General features: G+C 69.9%; 7 protein-coding genes. 3 read left to right on the top strand and 4 right to left on the bottom strand.

Going from position 1 to position 17,783, the window contains the following annotated elements; genetic code table 11:
- Positions 1 to 4 precede the first annotated feature (4 nt).
- Both ACFYMC_RS24920 and ACFYMC_RS24925 read right to left on the bottom strand, forming a co-directional pair.
- Positions 5 to 613, bottom strand: coding sequence for a TetR/AcrR family transcriptional regulator (locus tag ACFYMC_RS24920; RefSeq protein ID WP_388529042.1), 609 nt, complete (start codon positions 611 to 613; stop codon positions 5 to 7).
- Between the two features lie 40 nt (positions 614 to 653).
- Complete coding sequence (locus tag ACFYMC_RS24925) at positions 654 to 1,316, bottom strand: class I SAM-dependent methyltransferase (RefSeq protein ID WP_388529043.1); 663 nt, start codon at positions 1,314 to 1,316, stop codon at positions 654 to 656.
- A 96-nt stretch (positions 1,317 to 1,412) separates the two neighbouring features.
- Here ACFYMC_RS24925 and ACFYMC_RS24930 point away from each other — a divergent pair, with 96 nt between their 5' ends.
- Positions 1,413 to 2,339 (top strand): NAD(P)/FAD-dependent oxidoreductase, encoded by a 927-nt coding sequence (locus ACFYMC_RS24930; protein ID WP_388529045.1) that lies wholly within the window; start codon positions 1,413 to 1,415, stop codon positions 2,337 to 2,339.
- Between the two features lie 165 nt (positions 2,340 to 2,504).
- Here the strand turns inward: ACFYMC_RS24930 and ACFYMC_RS24935 are convergent, their stop codons facing one another.
- Together ACFYMC_RS24935 and ACFYMC_RS24940 are read right to left on the bottom strand one after the other, a co-directional pair.
- Positions 2,505 to 3,011: an RNA polymerase sigma factor gene (locus ACFYMC_RS24935; protein ID WP_388529047.1), complete on the bottom strand. Its 507-nt coding sequence runs from the start codon at positions 3,009 to 3,011 to the stop codon at positions 2,505 to 2,507.
- Positions 3,008 to 4,309 carry a condensation domain-containing protein gene (locus tag ACFYMC_RS24940; protein WP_388529049.1) on the bottom strand — a complete coding sequence of 434 codons (1,302 nt, stop codon included), beginning with the start codon at positions 4,307 to 4,309 and terminating at the stop codon, positions 3,008 to 3,010. The genes ACFYMC_RS24935 and ACFYMC_RS24940 overlap by 4 nt, the downstream gene beginning before the upstream one ends.
- A gap of 839 nt (positions 4,310 to 5,148) precedes the next feature.
- Between ACFYMC_RS24940 and ACFYMC_RS24945 the strand changes: the two genes are divergently transcribed.
- A complete protein-coding gene (locus ACFYMC_RS24945) occupies positions 5,149 to 13,929 on the top strand; it encodes an amino acid adenylation domain-containing protein (protein WP_388529051.1) in 8,781 nt (2,926 codons plus the stop codon).
- Positions 13,922 to 17,761, top strand: coding sequence for a type I polyketide synthase (locus ACFYMC_RS24950; RefSeq protein WP_388529053.1), 3,840 nt, complete (start codon positions 13,922 to 13,924; stop codon positions 17,759 to 17,761). Before ACFYMC_RS24945 ends, ACFYMC_RS24950 begins: the two co-directional genes overlap by 8 nt.
- The last annotated feature ends 22 nt before the right edge of the window (positions 17,762 to 17,783 follow it).

The following is a 17,783-nucleotide window of genomic DNA, read 5'->3' on the forward strand; positions in this document are numbered from 1 at the left end:
GGGTCTAACTCGGCCGCGCCGGCGGACGGGCGGCAACGACTCGGCGGAAGAGGGCCTGGACAGCTTCGGTGATGTCGGTGGCGGCCCTGGTGTGATGGCAGGGTCCGGTGTAGGCGTGGGTGAGGAAGTCCGCGGTGAGTTCGGGGTTGGGGACATCGAACTCACCGGCCGCGTGGCCATCGGCCAGGAGCGCGACCAGCAGGTCGCGAGCGGCGGTCATGGGCTCCTCGCCTGTGGCGCCGCCGGGCTCGTGGAACAGTTGGTGATAGAGCTCGTGGTGGTCCTGCTCTGCGGCGATCCAGGCGGCGACCAGGCCGTCGAGGCGTTCGGTCCAGGTCAGATCAGGCTGCTTGAGGAGTGCTGCGGGCCGCTGGAGCATGCGCTCCCACATCTCGGCCTGGAGGGCGGCCAGGAGTTCCTGCTTGGAGTCAAAGTAGAGGTAGACCGTGCCCTTGGCGACGCCGGCGCGGACGGCGACCTTGCTGACGGTGAGCGCTTCGTAGCCGTGCTCCAGGAGCAGGGCGGCCGTCGCGTCGAGGATCTGACGACGACGGACGTCCGGCGGCTGGAAGCGGCCGGCTGGCTGGGCTGGGGCGGACTGGTCCGCGGGCACGGTTCCTCCTCCTACGTGGAGTCGAGTGACCGATGGTCGGTCACTCGGCGGATTCCAGGGTGCCATGTGGTTTGCGCGCGATGACGATCACCGCGTGGTCCTCGCTCGGGTGCTGGACCCTCGGCACAACCTGCCGCTGGGCGCACACGGTCTCCAGCCCGAGGGCCTCGAAGGCCAGGGTCAGCTCGGTGAGGGTGACCAGGTCACCGGGCTCTGCCCAGTCGCAGGCCTCCTCGTCCCATTCTCCGACAGCCAGGACTCCACCTGGCGCGAGGGCGGCGGCCAGTGTCGCCAGCGTCGCGGTGCGGGCGGGGCCGCGGGGCGGCAGTGCGTAGGAGCTGAGGGCGAAGGCGTAGTCGGCTTCGGGTCGCCAGGTCGCGCTGTCGGCCACGACGAGCTCGACCCGGTCTGCCAGCCCGCGGGCACAGGCGCTGGCGCGAGTGGACGCGATGGCACGGGGTGCGAGATCCACTCCCGTGACGCGCCAGCCGCGTTCGGCCAGCGCAAGGGTGTTGCCGCCGGCGCCACAGCCCAGATCCAGGGCCCGGCCGGGAGGAAGGGCGTCAGCAGGGGCCAGGAGCATCGGGTCGGGCGCGGCGGTGTCGCTGCCGTCGCCGGAGTAGAGGTCGTTCCATTCGAAGTGCGGATGGGCGGCGGCCCCGGGGCCATGCGTGGCGATTTCGGTGCTGGTGTCGTGATTCACAGTTCCTCCGGCGGTGTCGCGGTCGAGCGAATGACCGATGGTCAGTAGTATGACCACTGGTCATTCGATTTCGTCAAGCCGCCCTGGAGGCACCCCGTGGACCACAACGCCCAGTACGACACCGTGATCATCGGCGGCGGACCCGCCGGCCTGACCGCCGCGCTGACCCTGACCCGATACCGGCGACGCACCCTGGTCATCGAATCCCCCGCCCCTGCGCGCAACGCCGCTTCCCGCGGTGTTCACGGCCTGATCGGCCTGGAAGGCGCGACACCGGCAGAGCTGCGCTCCCGCGCCTGGGAAGAGCTCGGCCGCTACGGACTGGCCGAACCTCTCGACGCCACGGCCAGTGAGGTCACCCCCATGCCCGGCGACGGCTTCGAGGTACACACCCAGGACGGGACCACGGTCTGGGCCCGCAACGTCGCCCTGACCACCGGCGTCATCGACCTCCACCCCGACGGGGTCGAGGGCTTCGCCGCATGCTGGGGCCAGACAGTGATCCACTGTCCGTTCTGCATCGGCGAGGAGAACGCCGACCGGACCTGGGCCCTGGTCAGCGACGAACCCCGCTACCTCGGCATGGCCGCGACCGCCTTCAAGGCCTGGACCGGCGACACCATCGCCATCGCCCCACCGTCACTGCCCGACGCTCAGGAACTGCGCCGCGATCTGCGCGCGAAGGGCAGCGACCTGGTCCAGGGGGAAATCGTCAGACTGCACCACACCGACGGGGACCTGCACGCCGTGGAACTGGCCGACGGCACCCTCCTCAAGCGCCAGACCCTGCTGTGGCCGCAGCAGCAGCGGCAGGTCCCGCTCGTCGAACGACTCGCGGAGCACCATGGCCTGCGCCTGGCGGAAGACGGATACGTCATCGTGGACGCGGGCCGTCAGACCAGCGTCCCCGGCCTCTATGCCGCAGGGGACCTGACTGGGAGGACCTGGGAGCAGGGCGCCGTCCCCGCCGTCGCCGCCGGAGCCGCCGCCGCCGACGCCATTCACTTCGCCACCCTCCATTGAGGCTCGCCGCGATCCGCGGAAGCCATCGCGGGCCGCCAGTCCGGCGGGTCATGCGAGGTGGCGGCCCGAACCCAGCCACCCGAGGCACACGTCGCCGGAACCCCGTACCCATGGGGCGCGCCCGGTTCCGGCGACGTGCGAGCGACCGTCCCACAAGGGGTCCGCTCAGGCGGACCGCTGGTGCCACGCGTCCTGGAAGTTCCGCCGGGCGCGGTGCAACCGCGAGCGGACGGTACCGACCGGCAGCGCCAGGGTGGTGGCCATCTCCTCTTCGTTCATTCCGTACACGGCGCGCAAGGTGAGCACCTGACGGTGTTGGGCGGAGAGCCGGTCCATCGCATCGCAGATGTGCACCGTGTCGAGCGGATTCCCTTCCAGAGCGCGGTCGGTCAGGTCATCGGTCGGCCCTTGGTCCAGGCGCCGGGAGGTGCGCACCGCCTCCCGCACGGTGACAGCACGCACCCAGCCGTAGAAGGCCTCCGGTTCGCGTAGCCCTCCGATACCCCGGTAGATCGCGAGCATGGCCTCTTGTGCGGCGTCCGAACTGTGCCTACGGGCGATCGGCAGGCACAGCCGCCCGACGAAGGGAGCTATGTGGAGGAGTATGTCGTTCATCGCTTCGCGGTCCCCTGCCTGGGCGCGGGGCAGCAACGCGGTGGTGACGGGACTCATGCCGGGACCGCCACGCACCCCTCGACGCCCTCGCCCTGGGCGAAACCGAGCAGGACCGAACACAGGCTGTCAGCCACCTCGTTCATCTGCGCCTCGGTGAAACATTCGGTGCTGTACGGAAGTTCGACGCCGAGTCGACCATCGAAGGAGACCACACACGCCATGACCGGACCGCGCCCGGCCTGCGGGAAGTAGTGCTCACGGGCTGGGGCCAGGCGCACATCGTCGATGTCGAGACCGGGCGGGGCGACGGGCCCCTCCACCCGGCCCATGTTGGTGACGATCACGCTCGTGGCCAGGAGCTCGGGGTGCTTGGGCACCGCACCGAGGATCTGCATCTCGTGCAGGAAGTCCCCTCGGTCGAGGGCCGCGTGCAGGTTCCGGGTGACCTCGCGGGCAAGTTCCAGGGAGTCACCGTCCGGCGCCACCTCCAGAACGTCCACACAGGAGGTGACCGCCGGCACCATCATTTCCTTGGCCAGCGGCGGGGCCAGCCGGGACCGCAGGTCGACCGGAGAGAGACAGCCCAGGGAGCGCGCTTCGGGAGCGGTGTCCATTCGGCGGCGAACAGCGAGCAGCATGGCCGCCGCCACCATCCCGTGCACCGAGATCCCCTCGGACTTGGCCAGTTGCAGCAGGCGTTCGGTCTGGTCCGCTTCGAGGAGGACCCGGATCACACTGATCTCACGGCCACTTGGACCGCGGTCGGCTCCGGTCGCCTCATAGGGCAGGCAGGCCACCGGGCGGCGGCGTGCTTGCTCGATCCTTCGCGTGAGGTACTCGGCGGAGCCCTCGGCCGCGACCGGGGGCAGCAGCGCGGAGACGGGGACGGGATAGCTCGTCTGTCGGGCCGCGTCTGTTGCCTGGCCCTTGCTCAACTCCGTATAGGTGTCCCACAGTCCGCGGAGCAGGGCGATGGCACTGTGCCCGTCGGTCACGGTGTGATCCACGCTCAGCATCATCAGGTGCTCATGCGCCGTGGCGCTGCCGCGCCACAGGGTGGCGCGGACCAGCGGACCACCCACAGGAAGGGGGGAGTTGAACTCCTCAGCGTAGGAGTGGGGTCCACCCTCGCGTATCAGGAGGCGCGGAAGGTCCTCCTCGGCGAGCGGTTCCAGTACATGGACACCGTCCCGCTGGGCGATGCGGCAGCGGAGCGAAGGGTGCTCCGCGAGCTTGGCGGCGAAGGCCTCGGCGAGGAGTTCCTCGTCCAGAGGGCCACGCACGGTGCAGGACAACACGGCACGGCTGCGCTGCGCCACATAGATGGATTCCGCCGGGCATAACGTGCGGTGCATACGACTACCCCTCTTGTCCACTGTCCAGCCGGCACGTCTGCCATGCCTCGGGGCAACGCCAACGGCTCAGCCGATGGCCATACCGAGTAGCGCTTTCACCGCTGGAGGATTTCTCTAATCCAGATACTTACCAGAAGACAAAGAGCCCGCTCGACGTGATGTGCCTCTCATCCGGATCTGGCGTGTCGCCCTTGCCTTTTCATCCTGCATCGAAACAAGCGGAACTTGATTGTCGGCAGGAACTCCACGCCGACCCACCGGAGCATCCCCGAGCTCCCGCCGTAGCGTCGATCGCGAATGCCGAGGACCGGAGGAACGCTACCCAGCCGCGCCCACTCCCCCAACCGCACAAGGGAATATGGCGCAACTTCGCCCTTCCCGCTCCCTCTGCGCAGACGCCGTCCGGCAAGGATCCCCGAGGTGGCACATGCAAAGAGCATCACCGCGCCCCTCGACCGCCTTGATTATGACCAAAGTTCAACCCCGAATCGTGTCCAGAAACGAACGTTCCCCGAACCAGGCAAGTTGACGGCTCAAACCCTTAATCCGCTTGGTTTTCCGTGGCGGAACCCACACGCCACGCCGACTGGAACCGCTTGACCACCACAGATCCCCTCATGCAGGGTGAACTCCCGCAGGATTCTTCCGAACTCACCGGCACTTCTGTTTCCTCCATGTGCCGCCCCTATTTCGGCGATGCGCCGATGCCAGGCCAGCAAGCAGGTTTCGTTCTTCCCGAGACCGGACCGCAGACGATTCCCACACCTGCCTGCCGCCAATGCACCATGCGGGTTGGACCCCGCCCACCGAACTACAGACGCCTACTGAGGGTTGGTGCCATGTCCGTCCACCAGGACGCCAGTCGCCCGCTGACGGGAGCCCAGGAGGGCCTCTGGTTCGCGCAGCGACTCGATCCCACGAACGCCGCCTACAACACGGCCGAGTACATGGAGATCCACGGCCGGGTCGACCCCGAGCTCTTCGAAAGGGCCCTGCGCCAAGCGGTGTCCGAGGCAGGTACCTTCGCCCTGCGCTTTCTCGACACAGCGGACGGGCCCCGCTGCCAGGTCTCGGCATCCGACGGGTGGACGCTCCACCAGGTCGACGTCAGTTCCCAGAGCGACCCGCGCGGAGCGGCCGAAGCCTGGATCCGGGCCGACATGGCACAGCCGGCCGACCTCACGGACGGTCCTCTCTTCACGCAGGCGCTCTTCACCGTCGCCCCTGACCGGTACTTCTGGTTCCTGCGCGCGCACCACATCCTGCTCGACGGGTACAGCTACAAGCTGCTCGCCCGGCGGTTCGCCGCCATCTATTCCTCGCTCGCCTCGGGCCAGGAGGTGTCCCCGACGCCTTTCGCCCCACTCGCCCGCCTCCTGGACGAGGAAGCAAGCTACCGGGCATCCGAGCGATTCGCCCGCGATTGCGCCTACTGGACGCAGCAGTTGGCGAACGCCCCCGGAGCCGTCGGACTGACCTCCGCGAGCGCGCCCCCCTCGCCGTCCTTCATCCGCCGGGTCACCCGCCTCGACGAGCAGCAGGCGCAGCGCTTAGCCACCGCCGCCGCCCGCCTGGGCGGTGGACGCAACGAACTCCTGCTGGCCGCCGTCGCCGCCTACCTGCACCGGGCCACGGCCGCCCCGGAACTCATCCTCGGTTTGCCGACCATGAGTCGGCTGGGGTCCAGTGCCCTTCGCACACCGGGTACCACTTCCAACATCGTGCCCCTGCGTCTCACCGTCACTCCCGGCACCACTGCGGCCGAACTGGTCGGTTCCGTCACCACCGAGCTGAGGCAGGCACGTCGGCACCAGCAGTACCGCGTGGAGGACCTGCGCCGTGACCACCACATGGTCGGTGCGGGCCGGCGCCTCTACGGGCCGGTCGTCAACCTCATCCCCTTCGACGACGAACCTCCCTTCGGTGGATTTCGTACGACCTGGCACCACCTGTCCGGCGGAGCCGTCGAGGACCTCCAGATCAACGTTCGCCCGGGAGCCGGTGGACAAGGGCTGTGGATAGCCTTCGACGCCAACCCGGCGCTCTACTCCCAGGCCGAACTCGATGACCATCACGACCGGCTGCTGTTGCTCCTCGACCAACTCGCCGACTGCACACCTGATTCGACCGTCGCCGAGTTGAGCCTGCTCCACCCGGATGAGCTGCCCGTGGAACCGGCGTCTGCCACGGCCGCGCTCCCGGCAGACGCCACCTTGCCAGCCCGTTTCGAGGCCCGGGCCGCCCAAGCCCCCACGGCCCCCGCGGTGACCCATGAGGGTTCCCACCTGACCTACGGGGAGCTGAACTCCCGCGCCAACCAGTTGGCGCGGCTACTCGTCGAACGCGGCGCCGGCCCCGGACAGATCGTTGCTCTGGCCCTGCCTCGTTCCGCCGAACTCGTGGTGGCGGTGCTGGCCGTTCTGAAGTCGGGCGCCGCCTACCTGCCCCTGGACTCCAGCTATCCAGCGGCCCGCTTGCAACTCGTGGTCGAAGACGCCGAGCCCGCGCTCCTGGTGACCGACGCGGGGACCATGCCCCTGCTCCCCGACACGGGGACCGAGGCCCTGGTACTCGGTGACCATGCCGTGGAAGCCGAACTGGCCGTTCACCCCACCACCGACCTCGACGATGGTGAGCGCACCGGTGCGCTCACCCCCGACCACCCCGCCTACGTGATCCACACCTCCGGATCCACCGGACGTCCCAAGGGGGTGGTCATCCCACACTCCAACGTGATCCGGCTCTTCGAAACGTCCGCGCTCCACTTCGACTTCGGCGCTGAGGACGTGTGGACGCTCTTCCACTCGTACGCCTTCGACTTCTCCGTGTGGGAACTTTGGGGTCCGCTGCTGCACGGTGGTCGACTCGTGATCGTCTCCTATGAGACGAGCCGCTCGCCCCGCGCCTTGCGTCAGCTGCTGCACGAGGAAGGGGTAACCGTACTCAACCAAACCCCATCGGCCTTTCAGCAGTTGGTGCAGGCAGACGCGACGCTGGCCGAGGGGGCCGAGCCGCTCGCCCTGCGGTACGTGATATTCGGCGGCGAAGCGCTGGAACCGGCGCAACTGCGCTCCTGGGTCGAGCGTCACGGAGACCGCGCGCCCGAGCTGATCAACATGTACGGCATCACCGAGACCACCGTGCACGTCACCCACCAGCGGGTCCTGCGGGCCCACATCACCGACCCCCAGTCCCGCAGCATCATCGGGACCCCACTGCCTGACCTGCGGGTACACGTTCTCGATCACTGCCAACAGCCCGTTCCCAACGGATGGGTGGGCGAGATGTACGTGGCCGGGCCCGGCCTCGCCCTCGGGTACCTCGGGCGCCCGGACCTCACCGCGCAGCGTTTCGTCACCGACCCCTTCGGCGCACCGGGCGCCCGCATGTACCGCACCGGTGACCTGGCCCGCCGCCGGGCGGACGGGACCCTGGAGTACGCGGGGCGGGCCGATCAGCAGGTGAAGATCAGGGGGTTCCGCATCGAACCAGGTGAGATCGAGGCGGTGCTCCTCGGCCACCCCGGTGTCGCTCGGGCGGCCGTCGTGGCCCGCCCCCCGACGGCCTCACAGGAAGCCGACCGCATCCTGGTCGCCTATGTCGTCCCTTCACAGGAGGCCCGCCCACAAGCAGCCGAACTGCGGGCCCACCTCGCCCACGCCCTGCCCGAACACATGGTGCCCAGCGCCTGTGTCCTCCTCGACGAGCTGCCACTGACAGCGAGCGGCAAACTGGACACGGCGGCACTGCCGGCACCTGACTTCGCCGCCTCGGCCACCGGCCACGCCCCGGCCACGCCCGCACAGGCGCATGTCTGCGCGCTCTTCGAGGAACTGCTCTCGCTACCGGCAGCGACGGTCGGAATCGATGACAGCTTCTTCGACCTGGGCGGCCACTCCCTCCTCGCCGGCAGACTGATGACTCGGCTGCGCGCGTACAGCGGCGCCGAACTCTCCATGGCGGACTTCTTCGCGCACCCGACACCGAAGCAGGTAGCCGCCCGCCTCACCCCCACCTCAGCGGCGGACACCCCTCCGAGGCCTCCCCTGGTGCGTGCCGTCGAGCGCCCCGAGCCGCTTCCGCTCTCGTTCACGCAACAGAGCATGTGGTTCCTCAACCAGTTGGACGACGCCGCCACCTACAACATCCCGCTGGTCGTTCCACTGGGCGAGCAGGTGCGGGTGGACGTCCTGAAGTCCGCCCTCTCAGACCTGCTCGACCGGCACGAGAGCCTGCGGACCCTCCTCCCGGAGTCCGGCGGAGTCCCCCGCCAGCAGGTGTGCCGACCAGGGACCGTGAGCCCCGTGCTCCAGGTCGTCGACTGCCCCGCCACGGAAGTAGCGGCTCACCTCGACGCCGCCCGTCGCCACCGGTTCGACCTCAAGCGTGAGCTCCCCCTGTGGGCCGGGGTCTACGGAACGGGGCCGGCCCGCACCCTGGTGCTGGTCCTGCACCACTGCGCTGCCGACGGCTGGTCCCTGCGCCCCCTGGCGCAGGATCTCTCGACCGCGTACGAGGCCCGCGCGCAGGGGCGCGCTCCGGTGTGGCAGGAGCTACCCGTGAGTTACGTCGACTACGCCCTGTGGCAGCGCACGCTCTTCGAGGGCGCGAGCACCGGCAACGGCCCCATGGGGCGTCAGCTCGCCTTCTGGAAGGACGCCCTGGACGGTCTGCCAGTGGAGATCTCACTGCGCACGGACCGCCATCGTCCGGCCCACCCTGCCCGCCAGGGGGGCCATCTGAGCATCGACGTGGATCCCACCCTGCACACCAGCCTGCTCGCCCTCGCCGACGAGGCTGGCGCGAGCCTGTTCATGGTGCTCCAGAGCGCCCTGGCCGCCCTGCTCACCCGGTGGGGTGCCGGCACGGACGTCCCCATCGGAACGCCCGTCGCCGGGCGCTCCGATGCGGCTCTGGACGACCTGATCGGGCTGATGGCCAACTCTCTGGTGCTGCGTACCGACACGGCCGGCGATCCGGATTTCCGCGAACTGCTGGCCCGCGTGCGGGCCTTCGACCTGGCCGCCTACGACCATCAGGACCTGCCGTTCGACCAACTCGTGGAGGAGCTGAACCCGCCGCGCAGTACCGGCCGTCACCCCCTGTTCCAAGTCATGCTGGCCCTACAGAACAACACCGAGGCCGTGCTGCGCCTGGCTGACACGGCCGTGCCGCTGCGCCCCAGCGCGACCGGGACGGCGAAGTTCGACCTGTTCCTCGACGTGGTCGAGGAGCGCGAGGCGAACGGTTCCCCCGGTGGTCTGCGCTGCTACCTCGAATACAGTTCGGACCTGTTCGATCACACCACCGTGGAAGAGTTCGGGCAGGACCTGCACGCGCTGCTGTCCGCCGTCGCAGCGGACCCGGAACTGCGGATCGGTGCGCTGCCGGCCCGGGGTCGAGTCGCCCACCGGGACGAGGCGGAGCTGCCCGCTCCACGCTTCGACCCCGCAGTGGTGCAGCGCGTTCTGCTGGCTCACCACGGGGTGCGCGACGCCGAGGTCCTGCCGCCCACAGCGGACGGCGACCGGCCGCTGGCTCTGGTGGTCACCACCCGTCCCGCAGTCGCCGAGCAGGCCGCCAAGGCCCTCCAGGTCACCGCGGGTTCCCCGCGCGTGCTGACGGTGGACGAGATTCCCAGGCACCCGGACGGCACGGTGGACGTGGCGGCATGTCGCCGACTGCCGCTGGTGGACGAGGAGAGCGCCCGTCATTGGGAAGCCACGATGGCGCAGGTGCCGGGCGTTCGCCGCGCGTCGGTCGAACTGGAACCCGTCATCGAGCCGCTGGGCCGCCGCTACGTCGGATCTCCGGTGAGCCAGGGCCTCACACCGACCGAGGATCCCGGCCCGGCACTCGACGCCTTCGTCCCCGCGTTGAGCGAAGGACCACCACTGCCCGAGCCCACCGTGTCCGACTGGGCCGGTGCGCTACGCCGGGCAGCGGCCGGCGGGCCGCACGCCGAGGTCGTGCACGTCCGCGCCGACGGTACTGAGCAGCGACGCAGCTACGCCTCCCTCATCGAGGAGGCGTCCCGGGTACTGGGCGGACTACGTACGCGCGGACTGCGACCGGGCGACCAGGTAGTCCTACAGTGCGAGGACACCGAGGATTTCCTGGCCGCCCTCTGGGGCTGTGTGCTGGGTGGCTTCGTCGTCGTCCCGCTGACGGTACCCGTCTCGTACGCGACGAGTTCCGCCCCGGTGGCGAAGCTCGAAGGCGTCTGGCAGATGCTCGACCGGCCGTGGATCGTCACGTCGGCCTCCGGCGAGGAGGGCCTGCGCGGTCTCGCGGACCGTCGGGACTGGCCCGGTTTGCGCTTGGTCACGGTCGACGCCCTCCGGGAGGGCGACCGCCACGACGACTGGCACCGGCCGGAGCCGGACGACGTGGTGCTGATGCTGCTCACTTCCGGTAGCACCGGGCTACCGAAGGCCGTCCGGCTCAGCCACCGCAACGTCCTGACCCGGGCCGCGGCCACCGCTTCGCTCAACGCACTGACCGAGCGGGACGTTTCGCTGAACTGGATCCCGCTCGACCACGTCACCGGCGTGGTCATGTTCCACCTGCGGGACGTCTACCTCGGGTGCCGGCAGGTGCACGCGCCGACCGCCTGGATCCTGGAGGACCCGCTGCGTTGGATGGACCTGGCGGACCGGCACCGTGCCAGCATCATCTGGGCCCCCAACTTCGCCTTCGGGCTCGTCGCGGAGCAGTCCCCGTCGATGACGGACCGCACCTGGGACCTGTCCTGCGTGCGGCTGGTGATGAACGCGGGCGAAGTGGTCGTGGCCGCGACCGCACGGCGCTTCCTGGAGGTGCTGCGTCCGCACGGCCTGCCCCAGGACGTGATGCACCCCTGCTGGGGCATGTCGGAGACCTCCTCGGTGGTCACCGACACGGTGCTCCCCGCCCAGCCCCGGGCCGAGGAGGGCACTTTCGTCAGCTGTGGCCTGCCCTATCCCGGATTCGCCATGCGGATCGTCGACGATCAGGACCGGACCGTTTCGGAAGGCACCGCCGGCCGGCTCCAGGTCCGCGGCACGACGGTGACCTCCGGCTACCACGACAACGCGAAGGCGAACGCGGAGTCGTTCACCGAGGACGGCTGGTTCGAAACGGGAGACCTGGCCTTCCTGTGCTCCGGCGAGCTGTACATCACCGGGCGCGCCAAGGACGTCATCATCGTCAACGGCGTCAATCACTACAGCCATGAGATCGAGTCCTGCGTCGAGGAACTCCCCTTCATCGTCCGCAGCTTCACGGCCGCCTGCGCCGTGCGCACCGGCTCCGCGGCCGGCACCGACGAGCTGGCGCTCTTCTTCCACCTGGAGGCGGGGCAGGACGTCACCGAGGCACTGCGGGCCATCCGGGGCAAGGTGACCCGGGAGATCGGTGTCAGCCCGGCCCACCTGATGGCGATCCGGGCAGAGACGATCCCCAAGACCGAAATCGGCAAGATCCAGCGGACCCAGCTGCGCAAACGCTTCGAAGCCGGCGAGTTCGACGAGGCGGCGCAGGCCTCCGAGATCCTCCTCGGCAGCAGCGCCACGGTGCCGGACTGGTTCCTGCGTCCGGTGTGGCAACGCACCGACCGGGCCGAAGGTCCGGAGCCGGCGGGTCATACCCTGGTATTGGCGGGCCGTCACACCCACGCGGCGCAGATCACCGAAGTGGTGGCCACTCGGCTTCGGGAGCGCGGCGGGCGCTGTACGGTCGTCACGGCGGGATCCGATTTCGAGCGGCTGGACGCGGCCCACTACCGGCTGCGTGCCGACGCGGTGGAGCACTACGCGCGGCTGTTGGACCTCCTGGCGGCGGATGGCCGGTCCGTTGACCGCGTGCTGCACCTTGGGGCCGTGGACCAGGGAGGCGAAGAGCCCGAGACCGTGCAGGCACTCCTCGACGCCCAGCTCGACGGTGCGGAGACCCTCCTGTGCCTGGCCAAGGCCCTGCACGAACAGCCCGTCCCATCGACTCCGGTCACCTTGCATCTCGTCACGGTCGGCGGGCACGCGGTGGTGAGCACCGACCGTCCCCGCTACGCCCACGGGGCTTCTGGTGGCCTGCTGAAAACCATCCGGGAGGAGCTGCCTTGGCTGCGCACCGTCCAGCTCGACCTCGAAGCGCCTGGCAGCGGGGTGGAGGGGAGCGCCGAGCTGATCCTGCGAGAGGTCTCGACCGCGGCCTTCGACGCGGAGGTGGCCTTCCGTGCCGGCGAACGCTGGGTACGCCGCCTCGCCCCCCTGCCCACGACCCCGCCGAGCCGCACCACGGCACCGGATGAGGGCTTCTTGTTGCTCAGTGGCGGGTTGGGAGCGGTTGCCGGCCGGCTCGGCAAACATCTGCTGCGGACCCCCGGAAGGCGGCTGCTGCTGGTCGGCCGTACCCTGCTGCCCCCGGAGGACAGCTGGGACCGGTGCCTGGCCGAGGGCGACCAGGCTGCCCCGCGCATCCGGCTGCTCCGGGAACTGCGGGAACTGGGCGACGTGCGGTACTCAAGCGCCGACATCACCGATCCCGACGGCCTGCGCACCGCGGTCGCGCAGGCCCGGGACGCCTGGTCCGCCCCGCTCGCGGGCGTGGTACACCTGGCGGGACGCTTCGAGCAGCGGTCGGTGGCCGACCTGGACCTGGCAGCCTGGCGTGCGGAACTGGCGGCGAAGGTCACCGGTGGCTGGACCCTGCACCGGCTGGCCGTGGAGTTCCGCGCCCGGTCCTTCGTGTCCTTCTCCTCGGTCAACGGGTTCTTCGGCGGCTCGATGAGCGGGGCCTACGCCGCGGCGAATTCCTTCCTCGACGCACTGGCCGCCAGTCAGCGCGCCCACGGGGTCGATGCTCAGAGCCTGGCCTGGAGCATGTGGGACGAGCTGGGCATGAGCGAGGGCTTCGGTCTGAAATCACTTTCCGAAGCGCGCGGTTACCGCGTCCTGGACTCCGCGGCGACACTTCGGTCCTTCGACCTCGCCCGCACCGTGGACGAATCCCATGTCCTGGTCGGTGTGGACCGCACACGGCCCTGGGTGCACGGGCATGTCCGCTCGGCGGGAAGTACCGCACAGCGTTTGGTGGCCCGGGTGACGCTGGAGGACGGGGCGGACCTGCGCGCGCTCTACGGCGCAGCACAGTCAGCGGCCCACGCCAGCGGGGTGGATGATGCCTGGGCGCTGCGCGCTGCGGGCGCACCCGCCGGGGTCTCGACCGCGGGACCGGGCGAGGAGACGGCGCAGGAACAACAGCGGCTGGAGAAGACCCTCTCGGGCATCTGGTGCGATGTGCTCGGCCGCGACCACGTCGGCTTCGAGGAGAACTTCTTCGACCTCGGTGGGCACTCCCTGCTGTTGGTCCGTGCTCAGGGTGCGGTGAATGCCGAGCTGGGTTGCGAGTTGAGCGTGGTCGACCTGTTCAGCCACCCGAGCGTGCGGTCATTGGCCCGGCACCTGACGGACTCGGGGATAGGGGCGCGCGCCACGGCGGTCACCACCACCGCCCCAGCCGGCGGCCTGGACCGGGTCCGTGAACGTGCGGCGCGCCAACGGGCTGTCCGTTCCGCCCGCCGCCCAGCGCCCGGCACCGGCACCGGCACCACCGAGCACGAGGGATACCGCAACGATGCATGACTCCACGCACACCCCGCACGAGGCGGAGCCGGCCATCGCCGTCATCGCGATGGCGGCCCGATTCCCCGGCGCCGACACGTTGGAGGAGTTCTGGGACAACCTGGCGCAGGGCCGGGAATCGATCCGACCGATCACCGATGAGGAGTTCCTGGCGGCGGGCGGCGACCCGGCGCGCTTGAGCGATCCTGAGCTGGTGCGGATGGCTTCGGTGATCGAGGGCATCGACCGCTTCGACGCCGCGTTCTTCGGCTACGGCCCCGCCGAGGCCGCCGTCATCGACCCGCAACAGCGGCTGCTGCTGGAGTGCGCCTACCACGCCCTGGAAGAAGCCGGCTACGCCAAGGGGCACGGCGAGTTACAGGTCGGCGTGTACGCCGGGGCGGGCGACAGCCGCTACTACCCCGCCCATGTACACCCGCACTTCGCGGGCCAAAGTGCCTCGGTCGCGCTGGTGCACGCGGCGACCAGCAACTCGCTGGGGACCCTCGCCACCCGTATCTCCTACGAGTTGGGCCTCACCGGACCCAGCCTGTCGCTCCAGACGGCCTGCTCCACAGCCCTGGTTGCCCTGCACACAGCCTGTCAGGACCTCTTGGACTACCGCTGCGACATGGCCCTGGCTGGAGCTGCTTCGCTCAACCCCGCAGCCAAGCTCGGCTACCGGCACGTGCCGGACGGCCCGTTCTCCCCCGACGGCCGGTGCCGGGCCTTCGCCGCGGACGCGGCCGGGACCTCCTCGGGTGACGGCGTCGGCATGGTGGTCCTCAAGCGACTGGAGGACGCCCTCGCCGACGGCGACCGCATCAGGGCCGTCGTCAAGGGCTCCGCCATCAACAACGACGGCCGCCGGAAGGTCGGCTTCACCGCCCCCAGCACCGAGGGTCAGACCGAGGCGATCCTCGCGGCCCAGATCGCCGCGGGCGTCAGCGCGGACACCATCGGCCTGGTCGAGGCTCACGGAACCGCCACCCGCATCGGTGACCCCATCGAAGTGGCCTCCCTCACCAGGGCCTTCAAGGAGAGCACCGACCGCAACGGGTTCTGCGCACTCGGCTCGGTGAAGTCGAACATCGGCCACCTGGGGGCAGCCGCCGGCATGGCCGGATTCATCAAGGCGGTGCTCGCCCTGGAGCACCGACAGATCCCACCGACCCTCCACGCGACCGAGCCCAATCCACTGATCGACTTCGCCGCCACCCCGTTCCGGGTGCCCTGCGTTCTTGAGGAGTGGGCTGCGGGCCACGAACCGCGCAGGGCTGCCGTCAGTGCCTTCGGGGTGGGTGGCACCAATGCCCACGTGATCCTGGAGGAATCACCGCAACAGGAGTGCAAGGCCACGGCCGCAACGCGGCAACAGGACGGGCGATGGCAGGTGCTCACGCTCTCCGCCCGCACTCCCGGTGCCCTCCAGGGGCAGGCCGAGAACCTCGCCCGTCACCTCGACACGCACTCCCAACTCGACGTGGCGGACGTCGCGCAGGCGCTGCGCGCGTACCGTCCCGACCTGCCCCACCGAGCCGCGGTGGCCGTGCACAGCACGGCACAGGCCGCCCAGGCCCTGCGTCACCCACTGCCCCGGACTCCCAAGGTGCGCGATGGGCAGGACACGCCGGTGGCGTTCCTGCTGCCGGGTGGTGGCACCCAGTACGTGGGCATGGGCGCGGAGCTCTATCGTGACCTGCCGGTCTATCGGGACGTCGTCGACGAATGCGCCCGCATCCTGCACGGGTGTCTGGGGCGCGAGATACGCACCGCTCTCTTCGAGCGCAGCGATCCGGGTAGCGTGGACGCCTTCTTGGCACTGGTGGTGACGGAGTTCGCGTTGGCGCGGACCCTGATGGAGCAGGGAGTACGTCCGGCGGCGCTGATCGGGCACTCGCTCGGGGAGTACACGGCGGCCTGTCTGGCGGGGGTGTTCTCGCTCGGGGAGATGCTGCCGCTGGTCGCCGAGCGGCTTCGGCTGATCGCTTCGGCCGGCGGCGCCACCGTCGGCGTGGGCCTGGGCGAAGTGGAGTTGCGCGGCTATCTGGGCGACGGCCTGTCCTTGGCGGCGGTCAACGGTCCCACGGCTTGTACGGTCGCTGGCCGCCCCGAGGCGGTCGAGGCGCTGGAGGCGCGGCTCCTGGCGGACTCGGTGGTCCATCGGCGGCTTCGGATGCCGGCTGCCGCTCATTCGCACGTCCTGGACCCGGTGCTGCCGGCCTTCGCTGAACGCCTGCGCAGCGTCACACTGCGGGCCCCGCAGATCCCGTACGTCACGAACGTGAGCGGCACCTGGGTGACACCGGAGCAGGCCACCAGCGTCCAGCACTGGCTCGACCACACCCGTCACACGGTGCGTTTCGACGACGGCATCGCCGCCCTGTGGGAGCGCGGTCGGCCGCTGCTGGTGGAGATCGGCCCCGGCGACAGTCTCGCCAAACTCGCCGGCGCCCGGCTCGCCGACGAACCCGTACTCACCGTGCCCACGATGCGGCATGCCAAGGCGTCGAGTCCGGACGGTCAGGTGTTCACCGAGGCTCTGGGCCGGCTGTGGAGCGCCGGGGTCCCAATAGATCTGGCGGTTGGGGGTGTGCCGACCCGCTCGCCTCGACGGGTGGACCTGCCGGGGTACGCCTTCGACCGCCGCCGCCACTGGATCGACGCCCCCGCTGCCTCGGCTGCCGCGACCGGAAGCCTGCCGTCGGTGCAGGCCGACCCCGTTGAAGCCCCGTCCGTCCAGGCACGCTTCCCGCGGCCCTATCTGGCGGTCGCGCACAAGGCGCCCCGCACGGACCTTGAGCGCGCCGTGGCCGAGCACTGGCAAGAAGCCCTCGGAATCGAGGGCATCGGCATCGATGACAACTACTTCGATCTCGGTGGCGACTCGATGCGGGCGATGCTGTTGACCGGCCGGATGCGAGAGGGCGGCGTGCTGGACGTCCCCGTTGCCGCGTTCCTCTCGGCGCCCACGATCGCCGGGCTGATCGCCTGGTCCGGGAGGGGCGGGACAGCCGGTGCGGACGCCTTCGCCCCCCTGCTGGCGCTGCGCTCCGAAGGTGACCAGCGCCCGCTGTTCTGCGTGCACCCGGGCGCGGGCATCGCCTGGCGCTACAGCGGCCTGCTGCCTCACCTCGGGGCCCGCCAACCGGTGTACGGCATCCAGGCGCACGGGTTGGACCCGCACCACGCTCCTGCGTCAGACGCCAAGGAGATGGTCGACTCCTACCTCACGCACCTACGCGCGGTGCAGCCCGTGGGCCCCTACCGTCTCCTCGGCTGGTCCTACGGGGGGTTCGTCGCGCACTCCATGGCTGTCGCACTCCAGCGTCAGGGCGAACAGGTCGAACTGTTGGCGATGTTGGACGCTCCCCTCCCCCAGGATCAGGTCACCGACCCTGGGGAGACGGAACGGCAGGTGGCCGCGCTCCTCGTACGAGTGGCCGGCCTGGACGTGCCCGCCGAGTCGGTGGGCACCGTCGAGGAGGTGGTGCGGCTGCTGTCGGCGCAGGAAGTGGACCGAGGTCCTTCTGCCGTCACCGTGGACGAGGCTTTGGCCATCGCCCGGGTGATGCGTAACAACCTCCGCATCGCTCCCGAGTTCAGCGCCGAGACCTTCGACGGGGACGTGTTGTTCTTCAGTGCCGGCGCCGACCGGGAGGCTTCGGCCAACCCGGCCGATCTCTCGCTGGCACCAGGCAAGGCCGATGCCTGGCGCCCTCATGTCTCGGGCCGCTTCGAGGACCACGTGCTGCCGTGCGGTCACTACGAGATGACCGAGCCGGAGCCGATGGCCCGCATCGGCGCTGCCCTCGCCAGGGCCCTGCGTCCCCAGGATCCCAGTTCGGCATGACCTCCGGTGCCTCCTGCCGCCC

This window comes from Streptomyces sp. NPDC006879, assembly GCF_042869595.1.
In the GTDB taxonomy this organism is placed as follows: Bacteria; Actinomycetota; Actinomycetes; order Streptomycetales; family Streptomycetaceae; genus Streptomyces.

What these genes read in the sequence shown, in the direction of transcription:
- ACFYMC_RS24935 (WP_388529047.1), bottom strand. Translation starts at nt 3,011, where the DNA reads ATGAGTCCCGTCACCACCGCGTTGCTGCCCCGCGCCCAGGCAGGGGAC.
- ACFYMC_RS24940 (WP_388529049.1), bottom strand. Translation starts at nt 4,309, where the DNA reads ATGCACCGCACGTTATGCCCGGCGGAATCCATCTATGTGGCGCAGCGC.
- ACFYMC_RS24945 (WP_388529051.1), top strand. Translation starts at nt 5,149, where the DNA reads ATGTCCGTCCACCAGGACGCCAGTCGCCCGCTGACGGGAGCCCAGGAG.
- ACFYMC_RS24950 (WP_388529053.1), top strand. Translation starts at nt 13,922, where the DNA reads ATGCATGACTCCACGCACACCCCGCACGAGGCGGAGCCGGCCATCGCC.